Annotated in this window: 18 protein-coding genes; 5 read left to right on the top strand and 13 right to left on the bottom strand. The window is 44.4% G+C overall.

Going from position 1 to position 25,167, the window contains the following annotated elements; all coding sequences use genetic code 11:
• Window positions 1–74: 74 nt before the first annotated feature.
• Together LZG94_RS23490 and hpt are read right to left on the bottom strand one after the other, a co-directional pair.
• Entirely contained in the window at window positions 75–1,475 is a 1,401-nt protein-coding gene (locus LZG94_RS23490; protein WP_233794103.1) for an MBL fold metallo-hydrolase RNA specificity domain-containing protein, read from the bottom strand.
• A gap of 36 nt (window positions 1,476–1,511) precedes the next feature.
• The gene (gene hpt, locus LZG94_RS23485) at window positions 1,512–2,039 is read right to left on the bottom strand and encodes a hypoxanthine phosphoribosyltransferase (RefSeq protein WP_215236093.1); all 528 of its coding nucleotides are present in this window, start codon (window positions 2,037–2,039) and stop codon (window positions 1,512–1,514) included.
• 120 nt (window positions 2,040–2,159) lie between these two features.
• Here hpt and LZG94_RS23480 point away from each other — a divergent pair, with 120 nt between their 5' ends.
• On the top strand, window positions 2,160–3,383 hold the full coding sequence (locus LZG94_RS23480) for a lipopolysaccharide assembly protein LapB (RefSeq protein WP_233794102.1): 1,224 nt from the start codon (window positions 2,160–2,162) through the stop codon (window positions 3,381–3,383).
• Between the two features lie 18 nt (window positions 3,384–3,401).
• Here LZG94_RS23480 and LZG94_RS23475 read toward each other — a convergent pair whose 3' ends face one another.
• From LZG94_RS23475 to prmA, 4 genes are all read right to left on the bottom strand, one after another.
• A complete protein-coding gene (locus tag LZG94_RS23475; RefSeq protein WP_233794101.1) occupies window positions 3,402–4,763 on the bottom strand; it encodes a dipeptidase in 1,362 nt (453 codons plus the stop codon).
• A gap of 86 nt (window positions 4,764–4,849) precedes the next feature.
• A complete protein-coding gene (gene plsY, locus LZG94_RS23470) occupies window positions 4,850–5,506 on the bottom strand; it encodes a glycerol-3-phosphate 1-O-acyltransferase PlsY (protein WP_233794100.1) in 657 nt (218 codons plus the stop codon).
• Window positions 5,507–5,659: 153 nt separating this feature from the next.
• Window positions 5,660–10,345 (bottom strand): hypothetical protein, encoded by a 4,686-nt coding sequence (locus LZG94_RS23465; protein WP_233794099.1) that lies wholly within the window; start codon window positions 10,343–10,345, stop codon window positions 5,660–5,662.
• Window positions 10,346–10,406: 61 nt separating this feature from the next.
• On the bottom strand, window positions 10,407–11,249 hold the full coding sequence (gene prmA, locus LZG94_RS23460) for a 50S ribosomal protein L11 methyltransferase (RefSeq protein WP_233794098.1): 843 nt from the start codon (window positions 11,247–11,249) through the stop codon (window positions 10,407–10,409).
• A gap of 149 nt (window positions 11,250–11,398) precedes the next feature.
• Between prmA and LZG94_RS23455 the strand changes: the two genes are divergently transcribed.
• On the top strand, window positions 11,399–12,562 hold the full coding sequence (locus LZG94_RS23455) for an ATP-binding protein (RefSeq protein WP_233794097.1): 1,164 nt from the start codon (window positions 11,399–11,401) through the stop codon (window positions 12,560–12,562).
• A gap of 45 nt (window positions 12,563–12,607) precedes the next feature.
• Here the strand turns inward: LZG94_RS23455 and LZG94_RS23450 are convergent, their stop codons facing one another.
• Window positions 12,608–14,422 (bottom strand): glycosyltransferase, encoded by a 1,815-nt coding sequence (locus tag LZG94_RS23450; protein WP_233794096.1) that lies wholly within the window; start codon window positions 14,420–14,422, stop codon window positions 12,608–12,610.
• 314 nt (window positions 14,423–14,736) lie between these two features.
• Here LZG94_RS23450 and LZG94_RS23445 point away from each other — a divergent pair, with 314 nt between their 5' ends.
• Entirely contained in the window at window positions 14,737–16,305 is a 1,569-nt protein-coding gene (locus LZG94_RS23445; protein WP_233794095.1) for a family 10 glycosylhydrolase, read from the top strand.
• Between the two features lie 2 nt (window positions 16,306–16,307).
• Entirely contained in the window at window positions 16,308–17,525 is a 1,218-nt protein-coding gene (locus tag LZG94_RS23440) for an NADH-quinone oxidoreductase subunit D (RefSeq protein WP_233794094.1), read from the top strand.
• A 154-nt stretch (window positions 17,526–17,679) separates the two neighbouring features.
• Here LZG94_RS23440 and LZG94_RS23435 read toward each other — a convergent pair whose 3' ends face one another.
• Window positions 17,680–18,690 (bottom strand): aspartate-semialdehyde dehydrogenase, encoded by a 1,011-nt coding sequence (locus tag LZG94_RS23435; protein WP_233794093.1) that lies wholly within the window; start codon window positions 18,688–18,690, stop codon window positions 17,680–17,682.
• Between the two features lie 175 nt (window positions 18,691–18,865).
• Entirely contained in the window at window positions 18,866–19,444 is a 579-nt protein-coding gene (locus LZG94_RS23430; protein ID WP_233794092.1) for a 5-formyltetrahydrofolate cyclo-ligase, read from the bottom strand.
• A gap of 115 nt (window positions 19,445–19,559) precedes the next feature.
• Here LZG94_RS23430 and LZG94_RS23425 point away from each other — a divergent pair, with 115 nt between their 5' ends.
• Window positions 19,560–20,771 (top strand): NADP-dependent isocitrate dehydrogenase, encoded by a 1,212-nt coding sequence (locus LZG94_RS23425; RefSeq protein WP_215236105.1) that lies wholly within the window; start codon window positions 19,560–19,562, stop codon window positions 20,769–20,771.
• Between the two features lie 120 nt (window positions 20,772–20,891).
• Here LZG94_RS23425 and LZG94_RS23420 read toward each other — a convergent pair whose 3' ends face one another.
• From LZG94_RS23420 to LZG94_RS23405, 4 genes are all read right to left on the bottom strand, one after another.
• Window positions 20,892–21,098 carry a hypothetical protein gene (locus LZG94_RS23420; RefSeq protein ID WP_233794091.1) on the bottom strand — a complete coding sequence of 69 codons (207 nt, stop codon included), beginning with the start codon at window positions 21,096–21,098 and terminating at the stop codon, window positions 20,892–20,894.
• 1,054 nt (window positions 21,099–22,152) lie between these two features.
• Window positions 22,153–22,632 carry an SRPBCC family protein gene (locus LZG94_RS23415; protein ID WP_233794090.1) on the bottom strand — a complete coding sequence of 160 codons (480 nt, stop codon included), beginning with the start codon at window positions 22,630–22,632 and terminating at the stop codon, window positions 22,153–22,155.
• Between the two features lie 179 nt (window positions 22,633–22,811).
• Window positions 22,812–23,063, bottom strand: a complete 252-nt coding sequence (locus tag LZG94_RS23410) for a DUF6985 domain-containing protein (RefSeq protein WP_233794089.1) — start codon at window positions 23,061–23,063, stop codon at window positions 22,812–22,814.
• A gap of 508 nt (window positions 23,064–23,571) precedes the next feature.
• Window positions 23,572–25,098, bottom strand: coding sequence for an RtcB family protein (locus LZG94_RS23405; RefSeq protein ID WP_233794088.1), 1,527 nt, complete (start codon window positions 25,096–25,098; stop codon window positions 23,572–23,574).
• Window positions 25,099–25,167: the final 69 nt, after the last annotated feature.

The raw sequence follows: 25,167 nt of genomic DNA, 5'->3' as shown, positions 1-25,167 counted from the left end.
TGAAATTGGGTTGGCAAAAATAACCAAGACTATGGACTTTCCAAGTGTACAGAACCCCGAATACCCATAAAAATTCAGATTTTCACAGCCTCGTACAAAGCAGGAATCTGAACGTTTTGAAACCCAGCCTTTTCCAATTTTATTTTGAAGGAAACCTGTGTTTCATATTCACCGTGAACCAGAAATACATTCTCCACCCGCGAAGGATTCTGGCAGGAAAGGAAATCGAGCATTTCGTTGTAATCACCGTGGCCGGAAAACGAATCCACGCTTTCCACGTGGCAATGCACCTCAAACTTTTCTCCAAAAATATTCACCTGCTTATCACCGCGCTTTAATGCACCCGCCAAAGTATTTGCGGATGCATAACCCACGAGCAGGATCGTGCAATTTTCGTTGCCGATATTGTTTTTAATATGGTGTTTGATCCGTCCCGCTTCGGCCATTCCAGATGCAGAAATGATAATACAAGGTTCCTTTTTGTCATTCAATGCAATGGATTCGGCTACTTCCGACACATAATGCAGGTAAGGGAATGCAAACGCGTCGCCGTCTTTTTCAATATATTCGAGTATCTCAGGATTGAAACATTCTTCATGTTCCTTCATGATCGCAGTGGCCCGAATCGCGAGCGGGCTGTCAATATAAACAGGAATATGCGGCAGCTCACCTGAGCTGTAAAGCTGGTCCAATGCATAAATCATTTCCTGCGTCCGGTCGATCGCGAAGGCAGGAATGATCAGTTTACCCTGCCGATCTACGCAAGTATCCTTCACAATCCGCAGTAAATGCGCTTTCATATCCACTTCTTTTTCATGGATCCGATCGCCGTAGGTGGATTCGCAAATAATAATATCCGCCTGCGGAAATACATCGGGCTTTTTGAGAATGCGGTCTTCCGGCCGACCAATATCTCCCGTGAAAGTCAATTGTTTAAACGTTCCTTTATCAGGAATCGTAAGGTGTACCGCCGCGCTTCCCAGCAAATGAGCTGCGTCGGTGAGCAAAACGGCTACTTCCTTATCTTCACCCAAATAAAATGTCTGACCATATTTAACGGTTTTGAACAAAGTCAAAGCGTGCGCCGCATCTTCCGAATCGTAGAGTTCTTCGAGCAAAGGGCGGCCCTGATTTTCCCTGCGGCGATTGATCCGCTCCAAATCCTTTTCTTGAATATGCGCACTGTCCATCAACATTACGCGGCAAAGGTCAGCAGTTGCAGCTGTGGTATAAATCTCACCTTTGAATCCTTTTTTAACCAGTCGCGGAATAAGGCCGGAATGGTCAATATGGGCGTGGGAAAGTATGAGAAAATCTACTTCTGAGGGTTTGAAACCGAAATTCTGATTGAATTCGTCTGTTTGTATTCCCTGAAAAAGACCACAGTCGAGGAGTATTTTTGTGCCTTTTTCAGTAGTTATCAAATGCTTGCTTCCTGTTACGGTTTGCGCAGCACCGAAAAATTGAATCTGCATGGTCAGAGGTTTAGTTGTTGAGCGATATGCGAACGATTACGCAAGTACGTAAATCGAATCCAGGTTGCGGCCAATGCCGTCGTAGTCAAGACCGTAGCCAACTACAAATTTATTTTCAATCTCAAAACCCGTGTAACGCATACTAACAGGTGTTTTCAGTGCGGCAGGTTTATGAAGCAAGGTGGCGATTTCGACAGATTTGGGCGACATTTCCCGAACCTTTTTCACCAGCTCCGTCATTGTCAAACCTGTATCTACAATATCTTCAATGATAATTACGTCCCTGTCTCTGAGATCTTTGTCAAGCCCGATAATCTCTTTAACCTCACCCGTAGACTCAGTTTTTGAGTAGGAAGAAAAGCGGATGAAATTAATTTCGCATGATAAATTGACCCTCTTGACCAGCTCGCCCGCAAAAAGAAATGCGCCGTTTAACACCACCAGAAACACAGGACAGTGATTTTCGTAATCCTTGCTGATCAATGCGGCAAGCTCCGAAACGCGGTGCTCGATGGTAGCGGCGGGAATAAAAGGGACAAAAGTTTTATCAAGAATGTTAATCATATTCGGGGTGTCATTTTGGCAAATGCTCTGAGGATCAATATTAACTCTTTTTTCAAAAACCGGGCTCGTCACAAACGTAAAATATAAATCCGGCGTTAATAGGACAAGTTTACCCCTGCTATGAAAATCATCATTAACACCATCATTTTCTGCTGTTTAACTGTAATTTCAATACAAAACACTTCCGCTCAATTGTATTCTTCGGCCGAACTGGACAAGAATTACGATATGATCCTGAAAAATCCGAGTGTACAGATTGAATCGACGGAAGCGATCAATATGCTTTACAATTATCAGTTTCATGAGGCAGATGCGGAGTTTCGGTGGCTAAAATATCGCTATCCAAAACACCCTATGCCACATTTTCTGATGGGGCTCGCGGAATGGTGGAAAATTGTGCCGAATACGGACAACGAAGCTTACGACAAAACTTTCCTGGCTCAAATGGATTCTACCATTAACCTGGCTGAGGAATTATATGATAGAGAAAAAAACAAAGTGGAGCCCGCCTTTTTTCTCGCTGCGGCTTATGCATTCAAAGGCAGGTTATATGCGGAGCGGGAAAGCTGGACAAAAGCAGCATTTGCGGGGAAAAAATCTCTGAAATATTTCGAGCAATGCAAAGGAAACGGTGACCTCACGCCGGAGCTGCTTTTCGGCGACGGACTTTATAACTACTACGCCGAGTGGGTGCCCAAAGAATATCCGATCCTGAAACCAATCCTGGCGCTTTTTCCAAAAGGAAACAAGAAACTGGGTGAGCAGCAGTTGGAGAAAGTGGGTAACAACGCATTTTACACGCGGGTAGAGGCCAGGTACTTTTTGTTGCAGATTTATAGCATTGAAAATGAGTACAATAAAGCCTACGAAATGGCCAAGTACATGTGGCAGACTTACCCGAACAACCCTTATTTCGAGCGTTACTTTTGCAGAACTGCTTTCGTGACGGGCAAAATGGCAGAGGCTGAGCGGGCCGCGCAGAATATTATTGACAAGATTAGCAAGGGAATGCCTGGCTACGAGGGGGTTAGTGGCAGGAATGCGGCTTACGTGCTGGCTTACTACAATATGAACTACCACCGTAACTACGATCTGGCTAGCCAATATTATAAGAAAGCGATTGATTACTCGACGCAAACCAATTCCATGAATGCGGGTTACTATGTTTCGTCACTTATTGGGTTGGGCAAGATTGCCGAAAATAAAAAGGATTACGACGAAGCTTTGAAATACTACAAACTGGCCGACGATCGCGCGGACAAGAAATCAAGTCAGAACAAAGAAGCGAAAACCGCGATCGCGAATCTGAAAAAGATGAAACGCGATCAGCGGCGGAAGCGGTAATTTATTTGGGAGCAATAATTATTGTTTCAGCTCGGCGTAGTGCTTGAAAAACAGCGGGATCGTCTCGATTCCCTTGTAATAGTTGAATAATCCGTAGCTCTCATTTGGTGAATGCAGGGCGTCGATATCCAGCCCGAAACCCATCAGAATACTTTTGCAGCCGAGTTCCTGCTCGAAGAGTGCGACAATAGGAATACTTCCTCCTCCGCGTGTCGGAATTGGTTTTTTGCCAAAAGATTCTTCCATTGCCAGTTCAGCAGCTTTGTATTCAATTGAATCAGTTGGAGTTACGTAAGGCAGCCCGCCGTGATGCGGCATCACTTTCACCTTCACCGATGCTGGGGCGATCGATTCGAAATGCTTTGTGAACAGTTCCAAAATTTCATGGTCAGTTTGGTGCGGGACGAGGCGCATGGAGATTTTCGCATTCGCTTTCGAAGGCAATACCGTCTTTGCACCTTCGCCAATATAGCCGCCCCAAATTCCATTCACATCCAATGTAGGCCGGACGGAGGTTCTTTCAATGGTCGAATATCCCGCTTCTCCCTGGATATCGTCAATAGCAAGATCTCTTTTATATTCTTCGAGATCAAATGGCGCAGCGTTTAATGCGTCGCGTTGTTCTGTGGTCAGTTCTTCTACTTTTTCGTAAAAACCTGGAATTGTAATGTGACCGTTTTCATCTTTCAGCGACGCGATCATTTCGCAGAGTATATTAACAGGATTTGCTACTCCGCCGCCATAAACGCCTGAATGCAAGTCACGATTTGCACCTACTACTTCTACTTCCACATAAGTCAGTCCGCGCAAGCCGGTTTCAATCGAAGGAACATCATTCGCGATAATGCTGGTATCAGATATCAATATGGTATCGCATTTCAGCATTTCGCGGTATTCTTTCACAAACGTTCCCAGATTGGAAGAGCCGATTTCTTCTTCGCCCTCAATCATAATCTTCACATTACAAGCCAGCGTGTCAGTCGCGATCATCGTTTCCAATGCTTTAATGTGCATATAAAACTGACCTTTATCGTCACAAGCGCCGCGCGCGTAGATCCGCTCATTTTTGATCACGGGTTCAAAAGGAGGGGAGTTCCAGAGTTCGTACGGATCCGCCGGCTGCACGTCGTAATGCCCGTAAATGAGCACGGTAGGCAGTTTTGGATCAATGATTTTTTCTCCGTAAACAACCGGGTGCCCGGCAGTTTCATATATTTCCGCTTTGTCTGCTCCCGCTTTCTGAATGCTGTCGCGCACAAATTCTGCCGCTTTCAGCATATCGTTTTTGAATTTTGAATCCGCGCTCACAGAAGGAATGCGTAGTAAATCGAGCAGTTCGTTTAAGAATCTATCGCGGTTATTTTCTATGTATTGCTGCATTGTTGTTGATTAAGATTGGTGGGCCAAGATAAAAAAATAACCCCTAAGGTTTCCCCAGGGGTTCGTATTTCTTGATTTCACAGAGACTATTGCCGGGCAGCGGTTTTCGATTTCCCGAAAATATTAACGCGGTTTTCATTTCCATTTAAAAGTCTGACAATATTCTTCTGGTGTGTAAATACTACCAGAACGAACATTACAAAGCCAAATACGATCAGCAGCGGCTCCGGGTGACCAAACATACCTACCCAGGAAAGTACCGGGAAAGCGAGGGTCGCCAGGATAGAGCTGAGTGAAACGTATTGAGAAGCCAGTAGTGTCAGAATAAATATCGTGATGCAGACAGAGGCCAGTTCCGGGTGGATCGCCAGGACCATACCCAGCAAAGTAGCAATTCCTTTTCCGCCTTTAAAATTTACAAAAACAGGAAAAATATGACCTACTATCGCAATTATTCCAAAAAGAATCTTGTAAACGAGCAGCTCGGTTTCGCCGATTTCGTTCATATAAAATAGCATTGAAGCAAGACAGGTAGCAGTCCAGCCTTTCAATACATCGATCAGCATTACAACAGTTCCTGCTCTTTTACCCAGCACACGAAACGTATTCGTTGCACCTGCATTCCCGCTTCCCTGTTTCCGTACGTCAATTCCAAAGTATCCTATTCCATACCATACCGAACTTGGTATAGATCCCAACAAATAAGCGGCAACAATCGATACTATTAATAAGGCAACACTCATTTTGTATTATTCAATGATTAATTTAAATTACAATCAGTTTTCTTCAAAAATACGATAGTCAGACGATTTTCCAAGCATTAAGTCGGTAAAACTGCATTTCTGTAAGCAAATTTTCAAAGTGTAGCATAAACTATTGCAATTATTAAAATTTGCTTAGAAACCTTCTGTCGGTTCCTCCTTTTTCTTCTTTTGCGCTGCCGGCGCACTGACAGGTTTCTTCTTTTCGGTGCTCTTCACAAGTTTTGCCTTTTTAATTGCAGGCTGGTAAAAATCATCAAACCGGTTCACAAACATGTCCTTTTCTTCCGATCCGATCGAAACCAGACTCATATCCTTCGACTTCACATTTTTCGACTTGGCCGTAATCTGATCGTTGAAATCGAGCTGCGACGAAACCACGCCAAGCTCGCCCAGCTTGTAATCAATATAGTACCAGATATCCGGTGAAGCCTGCAAATACAAGCTGAATTCATCACCTTCCACACCTCTGCGGATTTCAAGCACACCTTCCATCTGCGCATTAATATTGTTCTGGCCAAAATGCGCCACGCCAATCGGCCCCTGCGAATAATATGCCTGATGCGTGGGCGACCAGCGCAGATTTACATTCGATAAAAGCATCGGAACATCGAGAACAGGCGACGCTTCAAATAGCGGTTTATAGCCGGCAGCAGTCAGTTTTGCGTAAGCATCGGTCGCTTTCGAGCCGATGAGAGCCGAAAGTTTTTGATTAAGTTGTTCAAAATCATCGTCTGCCGCGGTACTGTTTTGTTCTTCCAGATTGGTCTCCACGATTTTTGCAGCCATCGGTTGGGAGATCGGATCCAGTGCCGGAAGTTTGAGCAAAAGCATACTATTAAATGAATACTTCGCGCTATCAACCTGCACTTCCGCACTTCCGACCGATTGAAGCCAGTCCGCACCGATGAATTTAAATGGGCCGGAGAAAGTCGCCAGACCAGTTTTATCATCAAATCGTAACGCATTCGCCTCGTCGATCAGCCCGTCGGCACCCGGTGGCGGACTTACTTTGAAGGCCTTGTTATCTTCGTCATAATTCAATGCACCCTGCGCAAGATAAATGTCTTCGTCACCGTCAGACTCTTTGGGAGACAAAAAGCTCATATACATTCCGCGCGCCTCATTATAATGCAAGCCTACCGAAAGTGGAATTTCGTGCTCGTTTTTTAGGTCTTTGTTAATGTTAATTGCAACCGTTTCGCCCGGCGATTCTTTATATACAATCCACGAGCTCTGAAAATCCTTCCGGAATTTGATCACTGGTTTCACAAAACCGTCGAGTTGCAGCGAAGGCTCGTAGGCGATCAGGTTAATGCCGCCTTTGAACTGAATGCGCGGAGATAGTATGAGATTTTCCTCCTCTTTCACATCTGCCCGTGCAGTTGTATAGTATTTGATAGGGCCCGACGGATTGTTATTTCTCGACCGTTTTCCTTCTTCCACCGCGCCGATTTCCCTCAATTCAAAATTCTGCATTTTGATATTAAAAGTGTCTTTGCGGGCCGTAATGTATTGATAGGTAGCAGATCCTTCGAAATGGTTGCGGGAATCAATGCGGATATCGGCGTCGCGGAGGCGGTGGGCTACATTCAGTGTGTCAATTTCAATGCGCGCCTTTTTGAGCGGGGCAATTTTTCCTTTGCCATCTACACTCACTATTCCCTTGTCCGGGATAATATTGACGTCGGCTGTTTGTATAAAAGGTACTCCCTTGATATTCAGGGACACTTTTTCAATATCATAAAGCGCTTCGGTACCACTGAAAGTCAATCCTTCCTGGGTCGAATCCGTGGAAGTATAGGTCGAAGTTTCACCGATTCCTTTCATCAGAATCGTCTTTTTATTCATATCCCACTTCGCACTGCCGATCAGCGTTTGGTAAGAAGCCGTCGGAATCTGCATGCCCGAAGTATCGCTTCCAAAACCCGATTCGTCTGTCAGGAAATTGGCAATACCCGTTTTGAAATTGAAATCGATATTGACATTGTTTCCGGTCAATAGCTTTTTAGCAGACTTCGCTTCTCCGCTATTGATTGCAAACTCAGAGCGATTTGCGAGAAAACCATCTTTATTGAATTTAATATCCGGCGAGGTCAATTCAGAATCGGCCCTTTTCAGCTTGCCGTTTCCATAAAGCCCGGTCGATCTCAGCAGCAAACTTCCTTCCAGATTAGTAGTACCCTGGTGAAAAGTGAATGATTTTCCGGTTGTATTAATGAACATACTATCTGCATTCGGATACCATTTCAACGCAAAATCCTTCAAAGCCACAGCCGGGAAATAGCCTTTGCCGATTGTCGCTTCCTTAATACTCGCCACTTCGCCCGATGCCATTAAAGAGTCCGAAGTGAGTAGCACGTTTTTGGCAGTCATCGAAGCTGAGAGATATTTCAGGATCGCTTTGGAATGCAAGCCGGAGTTATCCATCGTAAGTGTATCCGTAAATTTAGCCAGCGCCTTTCCCTCGTAAAGCTTGATATCCGTCACCGGCGGCTTGTATTCGAAACCAAGCGAATTATCCGGCATACTTTTCAGGATGGTCTGAATAGGCGGAATAATGCCGTTTGAATTGAATGTACCGTCAAAAATCACATCCCGGTTGTCCAAGCCGTCCATATCGATCTTTGGTATTTTAAAGAATACTTCTCTTGGATAAAGGACAGTTCCCCGCTCCGGCTGGTCGAAAAATACCGTCATACCGTCTTCCACAACCAGTCGCGGCGACTTTTTAATACCCTTTTGAAGACCGGATTTATTCTTGGGATCACTTAAATAGAAGGTACCGCCTTTGTCATATTTCACATGCCCGCCGACTTCTCCTTTCTGTCCTTTTGCAAATTTTTCTCTTGGTGTAAATGTGATCGAATCCGATGGAGCCACATTTACGAAGAACTTATTGTAGTCAAACTTGATATTCTGTCCACGAAACTGGTAGTTCGAAGCCACCATCTGACCATTCAATGTAAAGCTCCGGTTCTTACCGATAATCAGCTTTTTGTCAGAAGGTATCGCGTAAATTTTCAAAGAATCACTGACAACAAATCTTGAAACGCCGAGCACGGTCAGAAGCGTGTCGGGCATATAGATCGTAGCATTGGCTGTCTGATTATCGGAAGTATATTGTGACGCAACCTGGAAATTGTCGTAGTCAGCTTTATCAATATTCGCGAGCACGAACAAAACGCCCTTCTTGCTCAGTGCAAATTCGTCGGTTTCCTTATTGTACATAAAGTAACCGTCGAGTGTGAGCCGGTCGAGGGCATTGCGCAGGATTTTCGGGTTTTGTTTGTACTTGGCAGCCAGTTCTTCTGCCAGAAATGAAGATTTTTTGGTGGTTTGAACGTAGCTCGCCGCCATATTCAGCGGCTGAGAGCCGAATTCTTTCGCTATCTCCCGGAAACGCTCTTTTTTGAAAAAATCCTGAGACTCTAATGTTACCGGTACAACCTGCTTACCGTCAATGCGGTGAAACTCCAACTTATCATTCGTAAACCGCCACCGCATAGCCTGTGACCAGATATTCATTTTGTGGTAACTATCCTGATAGGGCAGGGGAGCATAGTCGGTTTTTTCCATCCGGCTGGTTTTCACTAACCCTTCGTCGTCATTATATTTAAATACAACTCCCTGATGATAAATAGAATCGCTGCCCAGCGGCATGGAATAAATAGCAAACGAGGATGAGATCACAGAGTCGCGCAATGCAAACTTTTTACTGCGCGCCGTGAATGCAAGCTTGTCCTTATACTTTACTTTGACAGTCGAAAGCTTGTCGCTGAGCGAGGTACTATACATATCCGTCCCGATCAGCGAAAACCCGCCCAAGTAGTCAATACTCTTTCTGGTATCTTTCAATCTGGCATCAATACCGTTTGAAACGAAGCGTGGATACGGAGCCGGCTGGCCTTTCGCTTTTTTGACCCCGCGATATTCCAGCGTGCCTTTAATGGGAGCTGCCAATTGCTGATCGTGATGTAAAGTCACATTTTCCACAATAATCTTTGGTTGACTTATATTAAAAGAATAAGCGTCGAGATCTGCGTAAATAGACGAATCGCCTGCCGCTAACCAATCAAACTTGCCATTTTTACCCACAAAAATTCCATTCTGCAAAGCAACACTACCATTGGCAGGACCGAAAACGACAGAATCGCTGGCGGTAACCATCGCAAACTTCGCATTTTGAAGATCGATCAATGCGCCCGTCACAGCCGGCAATGGATTTGATTTGGGCGCAATTACAAAATTGGTATCAACCGGCGTGTCCCAGCTGTCGTTTGCCGCCGCCAGATTGGCCTCCGCATTTGCCTTTTCTGCATTGGTAGTGTCAAAACGATAACTGTAAGTGCCTTCAACCAGATAGAGCGAGTTGTAATTGGCGGCGTACAGCTTTTTGTTTTCATTCAAAAGCCGCACGGTTTCCATTACTTTCTGCAATGTTTTTCCGTCATATTTTTCTCCCGAACTTTCCGCGAACTTCAGGAAGCTATCGAAGCTTTCAGGTTTCTGTTTCGCGAAATAAACTGCATTGCGGGTCAGGATATACAAAACGGGACCAGCTTTCTGCCCTTTCGCTACCTGCGCTTTGATAATGCTGGTAAATTTCATCTGTTGACCGGTGTTGAAGCCGCTCATCCAGGCACTGTCGAGCTGGGCGGCGGCGCGCATATATTGCGGATTGCGGCTTCCGTCCATCAGCTTTTTGAACTGTACCATAAACTGCGTCGCCTCGTCCGGCAACTTTATATTCTGAGCAGCGGCAGTGTGTCCGATTATGAATATGCAGTACAGAAGAAAGGTATAGCGGATTATTTTCATTTATCTTGGCTTTTAGCTATTGGCTTTAAGCGATTAGCTCTTCGCTGGTTGTCGATTAATCTTACTCGATTTTCGCTTTTTCAAATACAACGGTCGCCCATTGGTTACGTGTATTTGATCTCAGTTTTTTAAGGCCGTTTTCAATGGCGCATTGTTCAATATCGGGCTGGTCTACTTCGTAAAATCCACTTGTTACCAGCCAGCCTCCCGGTTCCAGGTGTTGTATGTAAGTTGGAATTTCGCTGAGGAGGATGTTGCGGTTAATGTTCGCCAGTATTCCCCCAAACATCTTTCCCTCATGCACTTTACTGATCGTTCCCTGAAATACTTCCGTTTCCGCGGAGAGCTCATTCATTTCAAAATTCTCGACCGTATTCTCGACGGCCCATTCATCAATATCGAATCCAAGCAAACTTACTGCACCCAGTTTTGCGCCTAAAATGGCCAGAATACCTGTTCCGCAGCCTACATCCATAATTGCTAAACCCTGATGAGGCAGGCTCAGCTGCTCGTTCATCACCAGCCAGGTAGTTTCGTGGTGCCCGGTACCGAAAGACATTTTGGGTTGAATCAGCAGATCGTACGTAAATGCAGGATCCGGTTTATGAAATACGGCCCTCACCCGGACCTGGTTACCGACCTCAATCGGCTCGTAGCTTTTTTCCCACTCCTCATTCCAGTTCTTTCTTTCTAACGATTTCCAGGTAGCCGCTATTGCAGTCAATTCCAGGTATTTGGCAACGATATTTTGTAGCTCTGCCTCATCGAAATCACCTTCCTGGATGTAAGCTAGCAAGCCTTCGTCCGTCTCCACAAAAGATTCAAAACCCAACTCTCCCAGCTCCGCTACCAATATCTCCGAATAATCCGGCTCAACGTTCAGAGCAACTTCTATGTAGTTCATGTGTTTGTAATATCGTTTTTGATAGGGGAAAAGGTAATAAGAATCTGCGTTTTGATTGAGATTTACATTTGATATAGATCTAATTCAAAAAAATTAATACCGGTATTTTAAAATTAAACTTTAAATTTACGGTATTAAAATAATGGAATATGTTCAGTCGCGTCATCGAGGAGGAGTTTTTAGAGCAACTATCCGATAATCCGGCAGTCGCATTGCTAGGCCCGCGTCAGGTCGGGAAAACAACTTTGATTAAGAGTTTTCTGGATCAATTTGGCAAACCTTCCATTTATCTAGATCTGGAATCAAATGCGGATTTAATCCGATTGCAAGATGCGGAATTATATCTGGACGAAAGGCGGGAGAGCATCATAATCCTTGATGAAATTCAAAGAATGCCTTCCCTTTTTCCCTTAATGCGGTCTTTGATAGACAGAAATCGGGTGCCGGGAAGATTTATATTATTAGGATCTGCCTCGCCGGACTTGCTAAAGAACAGTTCTGAAACGCTCGCCGGCCGGATCGCTTTTTTGGAACTCCATCCACTTCTGCTGGAAGAAGTCAAAAATGAAATTTCTTATGCAGTTCACTGGCTGCGGGGAGGATATCCCGCTATGTTACAGGCTGCGACAGACCGCTCCTCGGCAAGGAAAATGGCTGATTTTATCAGCAGCTATATTGAGAGAGATTTGCCATTGCTGGGTATTCCAGGAAATCCGGTCAATGTGAGGTTGCTTGTTAATATGTTAGTGAGTGTTCATGGTGGATTGCTTAATGTATCGCAATTGGCGAATTCGCTCAAGATGTCGGTTCCTACCATTCAAACATACCTTGACTATCTCGAAAATGCCTTTTTGATTCGACGATTGTTGCCCTGGCATGTGAATGTGAGCAAGCGGCTGGTCAAAACTCCCAAGATCTACATCAGGGATTCTGGTATGCTGCATTCCCTTGCAGGCATAACAGGTATGGAAGATTTGACAGGTAATATCATTGTAGGCAGTTCGTGGGAAGGTTATGTTATCCAACAAGTTATAGCAGCGCTGCCTTTTAATGTAAAACCCTACTTCTACCGCACTCAAGACGGTGCCGAGCTTGATCTTGTGCTGGTAAAAGGCAGTAATGTGAAGCTTGCGATTGAAGTTAAATATACCAATAGCCCCACCTTGAGCCGCGGCAATAGTGTTGCACAACAAGATCTGGGTAATCCTTTATTATTAATTGTCACACCTTCTGCCGAGGATTTTAGACTAAAAGAGAATATTCAGGTTTGCAGTATTAGCACAATTAGTAATTACCTGAAAGAAGCCCTTTAAACGACAAAGCCCGCATTCGCGGGCTTTGTCGTTTATAACTATTGATCAAGGCTTCCTCCTCTTCGCCGCCAGATCATGCGCCGTATCGTAGTACGATCGCAGGTTGGTCCAATCGAAAACGTCGGAGATATTTTCGACGCGGTTTCGCTGCATAATGCGGTCCCGGCGTTGCATTCTTACGAATTTGAATAGAATATCCGCCAGCTGGTCGGCGGCTTGTGAGAAAGTCTGTGATTTCCGGTTGATCACATAAATACCGCGGTTTTCATAATCCCGCATAATCTGCATAATATAATCTCCAAAACCCGACAAATCGCTCGTCACGGTAGGTACCCCGCGAACAACGCATTCAAGGGGCGTATAACCCCAGGGTTCGTAGTAACTTGGAAATACGCCCAGGTGACAGCCGCGAACAAATTGTCCGTAATCCAGACCGAATAACGGATTAGTAGAAGAAATGAAGTCGGGGTGATAAACGATTTTTACCCGGTCCCGCTCATTATTGATCAGATTCGCCTTTTTGCAAAAATCAGTAATACCGTCTTCTTCTTTCAAATCGTGGGTTACGAATGCAGGAAGTTTCTCAGTTTTCCAGCTCTGGATCGTCCTTCTTAATCTCAGGCGCCAGTATTCGTCTACAAACTGATTCAAATCGGGCATTTTGTGATCGGCTCCCGCAGCTGTCGCGAGGAAAAGCTTTTCGCCAACCTCTTTTTCGATCGCAGTACAGGTTTCCTGCAATTCATTCAAAACCGCGCGCGATTGCAGCACGTCAGGATTGACAGAATAATAAGGTTGCTTGGTGACGATGAACATCACGACCGTCATATCCATATTCGCCTGCACCATTTTCCAGTTCAGGCGCGCCAGTGCTTCGAGGGTAAGGTCGTAACCTTTGTTACTATATTCATAACGCCCCGAAGTAAAAAAGTAAAGTGTTTTGTCAAGATCAAATGAATAGCTCGGGAAAAAGTGGCCCAGGACAAATTCGTGTATCCTTTCCTTGTGTTTTAAATGCAGGTTTTGAAATTCGTGAACTGCCTGGAAACGAACTACATTCAGACCGTTTGGCGTCACCAGATCGGGCATTCGGCCGAGGAATACTTCACATTCACGGGCAGTAACGTCGCTCACAGTAGTTAGTACATGCGCGTTGAGTGCGGCTTGCCTTTCTACCGAACATTGAGCAAGGATACCATAATTTTTGGCTTCCTGTTCCCAATCGAAAAATGGTAATTTGTTATAGAAACCGGAGACATTCTGCGCCAGATACCGGCCCAGCATGGTAGCGTGGGTGGTAAATGTCATCGCCACTTTTACATTGTCACGTTTCAGTTCAGGCAGCCCGCTGCTCGCCATCCATTCGTGGAACTGGGCAAAAATTTCTTCGCGCTTGGCATTATCCTCCGCATATTCTTTCAGGAACAGGCGCACCATTTCACCGAAACACAAGGTCTGGTTAACCAGCGGCTCGACGTTTATAGTAGGAATGCGGCTTTTTTCCCAAAGGTTGAATTTGATCGTGTCCAGGTTTTTCGCAACGCTGTCGAGGTCGAAAAGTACTACCCTGGGTTTTCCGGTTACCAGCCAGTAGCCGTAGTGCACCGCGTAGCCCATTTCACGCATTCGTTTTACGATACGGCCAGCGGGAGAATCGTCAAGATCGGTAATAGCCTCAAATTCAGACGATGCCTTTTTCTCAAAATAGGGCCCCAGCAAAAAATAGTTGTCGTCCCACTTTTCAACCATAGCGGGCACCTTGGTTCTTATAACAGTGTATATTCCTCCAACTTGATTACAAACCTCCCATGCAATTTCAAACAGGACGTTTTTCTTAGTGGTTTTAACAAAAGGTTCCAATATGGGATGTATGTTTAAACGTTACCAGTATTACAAGGCCAGGGCTTTTATTTTTATCACAAAAAACCTTGTAATTACACAATAAATATGCAGAAAAATAATTCACAATTACAATAATCGCGGCATTGATTCTTCCTGTGCAACAGCGCTAAAAATGAGCGAAATATAACAAAGACAAGAATACATAAATCTCTCTGTATCGCGTTCAGAAGGGTATAGGCAAGCTTCTCCGCGTGAATTTAAGTCTCTTGTCAGCTAACTTTGTTCCAAATTACGTTACTTTGATTGGATTAACATTTTGCATTGGTCAGATAGTGAAAAAAATTAAAATAGTTGCGCTTTTCTTTTCTGTGATCCTATTCTCGCTGGAAAGTTGCATCGCGCAGACTACTGAAATTGACAATCCATTGCCTCCAAAACGAGAATTCAGGGCAGTTTGGATTGCAACCGTTGATAACATCGATTGGCCCAGCAGTAAAAATCTTATACCAGGCGAGCAGCAGGAAGAATTCTCAAATCTTCTGGATTTTCATAAAAAGGTGGGAATGAATGCAGTCTTCGTGCAGGTTCGTGCAGCGGGAGATGCGTTTTATGCGAAAAGTCCGGAACCGTGGTCGGAGTGGCTCACGGGGAGGCAAGGGAGGCGGCCGGAGCCAATGTGGGACCCGCTCGATTTTATGATTGAAGAGGCGCACAAACGTGGGCTTGAATTTCACGCCTGGCTTAACCTGAACCGGCTCGTTCACAAATCTTCTACCAGTGTTTCCTCTGAGAATATGAGCCGCCTGCACCCCGAATGGATCCTTACTTATGACGGGTACAAATTATTCGACTTTGGGATCCCGGAAGTGAGGCAGTTCATTACCGATATGACAGTAAACGTCGCCAGGAATTACGACGTCGACGGCATTCACTTCGACGACTACTTTTATCCGTACGCTTCGCCCGGGCAGGTGATCCAGGATGAAGGTACTTTCCGGAAATATGGAGCAGGATTTACAAGTAAAGCGGACTGGCGGAGGCACAATGTGGATTTATTGGTAAAACAAATTCATGATGCATTGCAGGAATTGAAGCCGAAGCTGAAATTCGGCATTAGTCCTTTTGGTGTATGGAGAAATAAAGACCGTGATGCCGAGGGCTCCAAAACTTACGGCGCGCTTGCTTCCTACGATGATCTTTTTGCTGATAGCAGGAAGTGGGTGAAAGAAGGTTGGATCGATTACATTGCCCCGCAGGTTTACTTTTCATCGGGTTTTAATAGGGTACCGTACCGGAATCTGGTAGACTGGTGGACTGAAAATCGTTTTGACAGACACTTATATATAGGAATGGGCGCCTATCGCGTAGGCTACAAAGACAGGGATACGCATTGGTCCAATCCCAAGGAAATGCCGGGCCAGATCAGGTATTCGAGAGAAAGCGAAACCGATGGGGAGATATTTTTTAGTTCAAGATCATTGAAAGGAAATAGTCTGGGTTTTGTTGATTCACTGCGCCGCGATCTTTTCAGATATCCCGCATTAATACCAACTATGCCTTGGAAAGATCAGGTTCCGCCACTTTCCCCAAGAAGTTTGAAAGCGACATTGCTGTCGAAAGGACTGGAACTGACGTGGGAAAAGCCTGATGCCGCTTCTGACGGCGACCGTGCCTGGTATTATGTGATCTACCGTTTTCTTCCCGACGAAAAAGGTTCGGGCCACGATCCGCGGAAAATTATCGGAATGTGTTACCAGGGAGAAAAATTTATTGACAGCAGTGCCGAATCCGGCCAAAGATATGTTTACTATGTAACAGCGGTCGACCGGCTCCACAACGAAGGCCGCCCGATCGGCCCATTAAAGGTTGAGGTACACGACCAGAAACTAGTCAGATTTTAAGTATGAGCAACTCCATTCAATACGAATACAAGCAGGAATATCTGACTGTTTCTGTTCCCACCAAATACAAGTCCGAAAATCTTCGTACTGAGGAAATGGTGCTAAATATGGGGCCTCAACATCCTTCTACTCATGGAGTTCTGCGATTGGAAGTAGTGACTGATGGAGAAGTGGTGGTAGATGTGATCCCCCACGTTGGTTACCTGCACAGATGTTTTGAAAAGCATGCAGAATCTCTGCCATTTAATCAGATTATACCCTACGTAGACCGTCTCGATTACGTGGCTTCGATGAACTCGGAGCATTCTTATGTAATGGGAGTTGAGAGAATGCTGGGTATTGAAAATGATATTCCTAAAAGGATTGAATATATCCGGGTCGTGGTGGCTGAGCTTAACCGGCTTGCGTCACATTTTGTCGCATTGGGCACTTATGCAATGGATATCGGCGCGTACACGCCATTTTTATGGATGATGCGCGACCGCGAGCAGATACTTCGCCTGCTCGAATGGACTTGCGGTTCAAGAATGCTTTATAATTATATATGGATCGGCGGGTTGTTCTATGATTTGCCGGTAGGATTTGAAGAGCGTTGCCTCGAATTTATCAAATACCTCAAACCGAAGTTGATAGAGTTGCAGCAGCTGGTTGTGGATAACAAGATCTTCATCCAGCGTACGGCTAACGTTGGCGTTCTGCCTCTGCCAGTAGCGATCAACTACGGCTGCACGGGCCCTATGCTGCGCGGCTCGGGCTTGCGCTACGATCTACGGAAAGTGGATGGTTACTCGGTTTATCCTGAACTCGACTTCGAAATTCCTATCGGCGAGGGGAAAATGGGGACAGTCGGCGACTGCTGGGACCGGACGTGGGTGCGGGTATTAGAATGCCAGGAATCTGTCAAGCTGATCGAGCAAAGTCTGATCCAGCTGACAAACGATTACAAAAGAACCCGAGATTTCGATCCTCAGGCTATTGTTCCAAAAAAAATCCGCCCGAAAGCAATGGATTTCTACGTCCGCGCCGAAAACCCAAAAGGGGAGCTTGGATTCTATTTCCGGACCGACGGAAGATCTGATATTCCTGTCAGATGCCGGGCGCGCTCCTGCTCATTCCATAACCTTTCCGTAATTGGTGAAATTACAAAAGGAGCCCTACTGGCCGATTTAGTAGCAGTTATCGGGTCGATTGATGTGGTAATGGGTGAGGTAGATAGGTAGCCCCAACCCGGGACTGGCAAACCCCCAACCCCCTGGGAGGGGGCTTATACATTCATCCAGATTAAAACGTAAAGTCCCCTTTCAGGGGATTTAGGGGTTTACAAAAAAAGAGCCGCCTTTCGGCAGCTCTCCTTCATTATAATACTTTGAATTCTTACGCTTCCTGAGGAACACCTACTAATTCGTTCTTTGCTAAGAACTCCGCAATTTGAACTGCATTTGTTGCTGCTCCCTTGCGAAGGTTATCAGCTACGATCCACAAATTCAGCGTTTTAGCTTGTGATTCGTCGCGGCGGATGCGGCCTACAAAAGTTTCGTCTTTTCCATGCGCAGTTAATGGCATTGGATATAAAGCGTTTTTCGGATCATCCTGAACCACAACACCTTCTGTATCAGCAAGTAACTGGCGAACTTCGGCCAGGTCAAACTCATTTTCAAACTCGATATTCACCGCCTCGGAGTGACCTCCGATCGTTGGAATGCGAACGGTTGTAGCTGTCACGGCGATACTATCATCGCTCATAATCTTCTTCGTTTCGTTCGTCATTTTCATTTCCTCCTTTGTATACCCATTATCCAGGAATACGTCAATATGAGGAAGTACATTCAGGTCGATCTGATGCGGGTACACTTTGCCTTTACTGTGGTCGCCTGCGCGTTCCGAGAAAAGCTGGTCAACTGCTGCCTTACCTGTTCCGGTTACAGATTGGTAGGTAGAAACAACAACCCGTTTGATCTTATATTTTTTGTGCAAAGGATTCAAAACCACCACCATCTGAATGGTTGAGCAGTTGGGGTTTGCTATAATCTTATCTTCTTTGGTCAGCTCGGTTGCATTGATCTCAGGTACTACGAGTTTTTTCGTAGGATCCATTCTCCATGCTGAGGAGTTATCAACAACTGTAATTCCGGCTTCTGCAAATCGTGGTGCAAGTTCAAGAGAAGTACTGCCGCCAGCTGAAAATATTGCTATTTCAGGTTTAGCTGCAATCGCTTCCTCAAAACCGATCACCTTGACCTGTTTACCCTTGAATGTAACTTCCTTACCAACAGATCTTTCTGATGCGACAGCTAACAATTCCGTCACTGGGAAATTACGCTCTTCGAGCACTTTGAGGATTTCGCCGCCTACCAAACCGGTAGCGCCTACTACTGCGATTTTCATTCTTGCATTTGATTAAATGGATAAAAATTTTGGCTCTTGCCAAGAGGCAAAAAGTGCCGCAAATTTACGACGAAAATTTAGTTATAACTCCCGGAATCCCTGATTAAACTATTTAAATTCAATAAATAAGCACATAGTTGACGCTGCTGACCAGTGAGAACACAGAATTATTCGGCTAAAATTTATAGATCTGATCAGGGGTAATGCATAAGTCCAGCTGAATGTCAAATTCATCAATATCAGTAATTTGGTCAATAGCGTCAAACATGGAAAGGCCGACTTTAATACAGTCAGAGCGGGTTTGAGCCAGAAATCGATCATAATAACCGCCACCGTAGCCGACGCGGTAACCTTTTCGGTCGAATGCAAGCAGCGGGACGAGGACAATATCTATTTCTTCGGGTAAAACCGACTCGGAAGTATTGGGATCGGGCTCAGGAATTCGCCAGCGGTTAACAACGAGCTCGCTATCAGGAGCTAACAAAAAATGCTTCATCTCCTTTGTGCCGGGAATAATATAAGGAGCGGCAATGCGCATTTCCGGAAAAGTTATGCGTAACAATTCAATAATATAAAACGTATGCACCTCGCGGGAGGTTAGCTGAGGCAGGAAGGAGTGCAGGGTTTTGAATGTACTTTTCAGCAGGTATTTTTCAAGATTTTGGGCGATCAATGCGTTTTTTTCAATCAGCCAAAGCCCGTCGGCATCTTCTCTTTTTTGTAAAAACTCCTTTCTTAATTCAGCCTTTTTCATTAGAAATAACCGTCTTTTTCCCACGCAAGTTGATGAAATTCCCGCCTTTTTATTCATTTGTTTGTACTTTCACGGTTTGATTTCAAATCTTTAACTATTGTATAGAATTTAAGACATGAGCAAAATTAAAGTTGACAATCCTGTTGTAGAACTCGATGGCGATGAAATGACCCGCATCATCTGGAAGTTTATCAAAGAAAAATTGATCTTACCTTATCTGGATGTAGATATCAAGTATTACGATCTGGGCGTTGAGTACCGCGACGAGACAAATGACCAGGTTACAATTGATGCAGCCAATGCGATTAAAGAATTTGGTGTTGGTATCAAATGCGCAACAATCACTCCTGACGAAGACCGCGTTAAAGAATTCAATCTGAAACAAATGTGGAAATCGCCGAATGGTACGATCCGTAACATTTTGGATGGAACCGTTTTCCGCGAGCCAATCGTGATGAAAAACGTACCACGTTTAGTAACAAACTGGACTGCGCCGATCATCGTTGGTCGTCACGCGTTTGGTGATCAATATCGCGCGACTGATTTCATTGTTCCTGGCAAAGGAAAACTGACTGTGAAATTTGAAGGCGAAGACGGGCAAGTGATCGAGCACGAGGTGTACCAATTCCAGGGACCTGGCGTGGCGATGGCCATGTACAACGTTGACGAATCGATCCGTGGTTTTGCACGTTCATGCTTTAATGTGGCTCTGGACAAAGGCTGGCCTTTGTATCTTTCTACAAAAAACACGATCCTTAAAAAATACGATGGCCGCTTCAAGGATATTTTCCAGGAAGTGTATGATGCTGAGTATGCTGGAAAAGTGAATTATGAGCACCGTCTGATCGACGATATGGTTGCTTCTGCATTGAAATGGGAAGGTAACTTTGTGTGGGCTTGCAAAAACTATGATGGTGACGTTCAGTCAGATACAGTTGCGCAAGGTTTTGGTTCATTAGGTCTGATGACTTCAACATTGGTTACGCCAGACGGCAAAACAATGGAAGCAGAAGCTGCCCACGGAACTGTAACCCGCCACTACCGCGAACATCAGAAAGGAAGACCAACATCTACCAACCCAATCGCATCTATTTTTGCGTGGACACGTGGTTTGGCATTCCGCGGCAAACTGGACGACAACCAGCCATTAATCGACTTCGCAAATGCTTTGGAAAGAGTATGTATCGAAACGGTAGAAAGCGGCAAAATGACCAAAGATTTGGCAATCAACGTTTTCGGAAACGACGTGAAACACGGTGACCACTACCTGTACACAGAAGAATTCCTCGAAGCGATCGATCAGAATCTGAAAGCTGCTCTGGCGTAATTCTGAGTTGTTTAAAATATAGAAAGGCTACTGATCTGTGGATCAGTAGCCTTTTTTGTTTTTTGAAAATTTTGGGTTCCTCCTATCAGGAAACATATATCTATAAAAATTTTTGCTGACTCATTGCGCATGCGGATCCAAATTACCCGTATCAAATGAAGATTTATTTGATTGATCCAAGTATTGTTGAGCAATATTTAGTCGGTAACTTGCTTGTTGTGAGTCTGAGTTTTCAATTGGCAAGACTAGATCATCATTGACTGATTTTGGAAGCAGGAAACTGATTCGCCCTTTATACGGCTTTTCTGTAAAACGCAATGCATCCATTACAATGGTGTTTTGGCAGAAATAACTTCGGTTGTTTCTGTCTGCCCCACTTTCCGATCCGAATCTGCACCATTATAATACATGGATATTCATGAAGAATACATAATATAGTTCAGCGGTCGCCGGTTTGAATGAAAATTGTGCTGTAAGGTCTCACCACACTCCATTGCCTGGTGCATTGTATTCTACATCTAAGCTATTATTAGCACCTTCATAAAATTCAACGACCTCGGAATGTAGGTCTAGCAGGTATGGATCAGAGAAGCAGGTTTGTTCACCTTCCATATAACCATCCCAATAATAGTTTTTCAAAACATTTTCAAGCAAGGCACGATCAAGTGGGGGGCGTAGAGATTATTTTTATCATGGTCTATTAATTGAAATGCCTCGTCAAATTTGTTGTGAGCCAGTAGCTTAAACCAATCGCGAATGAAGATGGTAACCTCGGTGTGAAGATATTTTGAAGCATTTTTGCATATAGAGATCCGGACAGTTTTGAGATAGCAAATTAAATTTCTGCATTGCTATAATGTAGACCATTTTTCCTTTGGTCGCGCTACGGATTATGTTTCGGTACTATCTGATACAGCACTTTTCCTACTTAGTGTGCGATTTTTATGTGTCAGTTGGTCGATTCTTTTCCAGGTAAGTAACTTATTCTTGATCCTACCGCCCCTCTTTCCGGTTTGGTTCAGCCATTCTCACAATCTTAGGTGAAAATTGTGCTAGCCCGGTTACAATCTCAGATTGTGCAGCGATCACCTGGTTAATGTTTTTGTGAACCATGGGCGATTCATCCGGATCTCCGCCGGCTTTTTTGTGGCGGAAACCCCTCCTATAATAATGAAGGAGAGCCGTTGCTAATGAATTTTCGGAGTTAAAAAGCGTCCAGGAGTTTTCGAGAAATTTGACCGCTGGAAAGTTTGAAATGGATGACATTTGGTATAGCTTGTATTATTGGTAAAATCACGGCTGAGATTGATTTTGCTGTGAATTGAGAATGAAGAGTCTCAAATCAAGTCGATCAGCTTGTTCTTTTGCTATATATCAGCATTCAGAGAAAGCGATTTCGCAAATTTGATTCGGCTACCTTTTTTATTTGGTGATTTCGCTCAGCGAGAAATTTCCTCATATAATTTTCGAGAACAAAGTGATTAAAGATCCTTCCGGCCATACCATAAGGAGACACAAACCTAAAGACATCCTTCATTAAAGTGCCTTCGTCAGTTTGCTCAAAGAAATGCTCATGTTTCATTGATTTGAATGCTCCTTGGGTCATTTCATCAACAAAATGAACATATGGTTTGGCAAATGTGATTTTCGTTGTTAGAGTCTGCCATATTCCAAAGTGTTTAGCTCTCCAAGTTACTGAGTCGCCCGGTTTCATCATACCGTGTTTAACGCCGCTAATAATATGTTCGCCTGTTTTGCTTGTTGAAATCTTGTGCAAATCAACATTAAGCGAAAGTTTGTAACATATTTCCAGTGAGGCTTTTACTGGTGTTTCAAGTAGAATAATTGGCATCTTAGTCATAATAAGAGTTTAAACATTGCTCAAAGTTTGTGATAGCTAGCATTTTTGAAAGCTGTCGTTCTGATCTATATTTTGAACATGCATATTTGCATCACCGCGCAGCGAAAGTCACAAAACAAAAAGTGGCAACTTCGAATTTATCATGCGATGGTGTCATCCATTCAAAAATATCAGTAGGCTTATCCCCCTATTTTTATTAATGGCATGTCCCATCCGCTTTTGAAAATCACATCGAGGCCATGTTCTTCCTCCCAATCGCAATGTAAATGAGCAACAATCTGAAAACCACCTTCGTCATCATCATTTTTAATGTATATGTCTCGAACAGAAGCGAATTTCCAAATGCCATTGACATCTCTTAGGTATAGCAACTCTCCGAGCCGAATAGTATCGAGATGCCATTTTTCTGGATTGCTAACTTGACGAAACATTTCGATCGTATCTTAGTCGAAACCCGTGATTTCAAAGAATTGCTGACAATGCTGGTAAACTTCTGTTGATCATATATTCCTGTGTTCTATCGTCAAGCCCAAAAATTTCTGGATTAATGCATCTACATCGCCAAACAGACGGTCTCCCTCCAACCTCGGCCGAAACAAGTGAATTGGCAGTTCGGATTCCCTAAACATCGGAATTCTCACTGAGTTACTTTTCCACCAACCGGGCCTTTGCACGGGAGTTAGAATTCCCAAAACTTTCGATTTAACAGAATCCACCTTACAAATACAGTAAAATTAGTTACCTCGATCCTCCCGCCCATCGGGATCGGATAGTTAGTTAGGATAGCAAATTAACTTTCTGCATTGCTATCTCTTAGACCATTTTTCGTTTGGTCGATGCCGATTATGTTTCGGCACTATCTGAAACAGCACTTAGTCTTACTGTGTGCGATTTTTAAATGTCAATTGGCAGCTTCTTTGCCAGGTAATTAAGATAATGTTAATCCTCTCGCCCCTCTTTCCTATTCGGATCGGCCATTCGCACAATTTTTGGTGAGAACTTCGCGAGTACTGAAACCAGGTCAGTCTGTGCGGCTATAACCTGATCGATGTTTTTGTAAACCATTGGCGACTCGTCCAGATCTCCGCCAATGAGCTCAATACCAGCGTCTTTCAGAATCCGGTCCATTTCGCTTCTGGTGGTATTTGTAAATGCTTTGTTTCGCGACATAAGGCGCCCGGCTCCGTGCGAGGCAGAGTTAATGGAAGCGGCATTCGCTTTCCCGCGAATTACATAACCCGGCTGACTCATCGAGCCGGGTATAATACCCAACTCATCTTTTCCAGCCGGCGTCGCACCTTTTCTGTGGACAATAACTTCCCTTCCATCTGCCAGTTTCTCCTTCCAGGCGAAATTGTGGTGGTTTTCAATCATTTTAATAGGCTTTTCACCGAGTTGCTTTGCAATTTTATTATGAATTTCATGATGATTGGCGGAAGCATAGTCCCCGGCCAAGTTCATGGAAATCCAATATGCCTGACCTTCCTCGGTATTCAAATCGAGCCACGCCAGGTGGGCAGCCTGTTTGGGCAATACGGTTTTCTGCATGGCCAGCTTAGAATAATGATTGGCTATATTTCCACCAAAACCTCTCGAACCCGAATGAGATAGTAGGGATAAATAAGTCCCTTTCTGCAAATCCAGCAGCGGATCGTCTTCAAAAACTTCTGTAATACCCCATTCTACAAAGTGATTTCCAGTTCCCGAGCTGCCCAGTTGCCGGTAAGCTTTATCTTTCAGGTTGCGGATAATCTTCGTTGCGCCCCATTCCGGCTTGTCCATTACGCTATCGTCAAACTTGCGCCCGGTTTCTCCGCCCATTCCGAACTTTGTATTTTCCAGCAATATCTTTTTTAGTAAATGCGGCTCGCATTTCAGATAGTCGGGCGAAATGTCAAAAACGGACATACACATCCGGCAAGCAATATCAACACCGACAGCATAAGGAATCACCTTATCTGCCTCAGTAGCAAGCACTCCGCCTATTGGCAGACCATAGCCCTGATGTGCGTCGGGCATTAATGCGCCGGCAACGGAAATCGGCAGGCTGATCGCCGTTTCCATTTGCAGCAATGCGCCTTCTTCAATTTGTTCTTTACCAAAAACGGCATAATGCAGCTTCTCTTCTCCTAAATCGAACTGTTTTCCCTGCTGCGCGTCTTTTTGTGCCAATGTCAAAACAGCTTCTTCGTTTACCAGCAGCTCTTTTCCGTCATCTGTCAAAGTGATTTCGTTGCCACCCTTTTTAAGTTCATACACAGTTTTGGCAAGATTGGTCAGTTTATTTCTGGAAAGAGCATACTTCTTCGGACTGTGGATCATTTTTACCAGCATCACAAAAATTTTCTCCTTCGTATATTTTCCCCGCTGGTGAAGTCCGTTCGCTACTCTGAGGAAATCATTGTCCAGTTTTTGCGGAATATTTGCCAAAAATCTCAGCTCTTCAATTGTGATCTCAGTTTCCATAAATTCATTTTTTAGCGTAATCTGTTACGTGATTATTAATGAATACGAACATTCATTGAATTGGTAACG

Source organism: Dyadobacter sp. CY343, from assembly GCF_021390335.1.
In the GTDB taxonomy this organism is placed as follows: Bacteria; Bacteroidota; Bacteroidia; order Cytophagales; family Spirosomataceae; genus Dyadobacter.
This window is presented reverse-complemented; position numbering and strand designations above follow the sequence as displayed.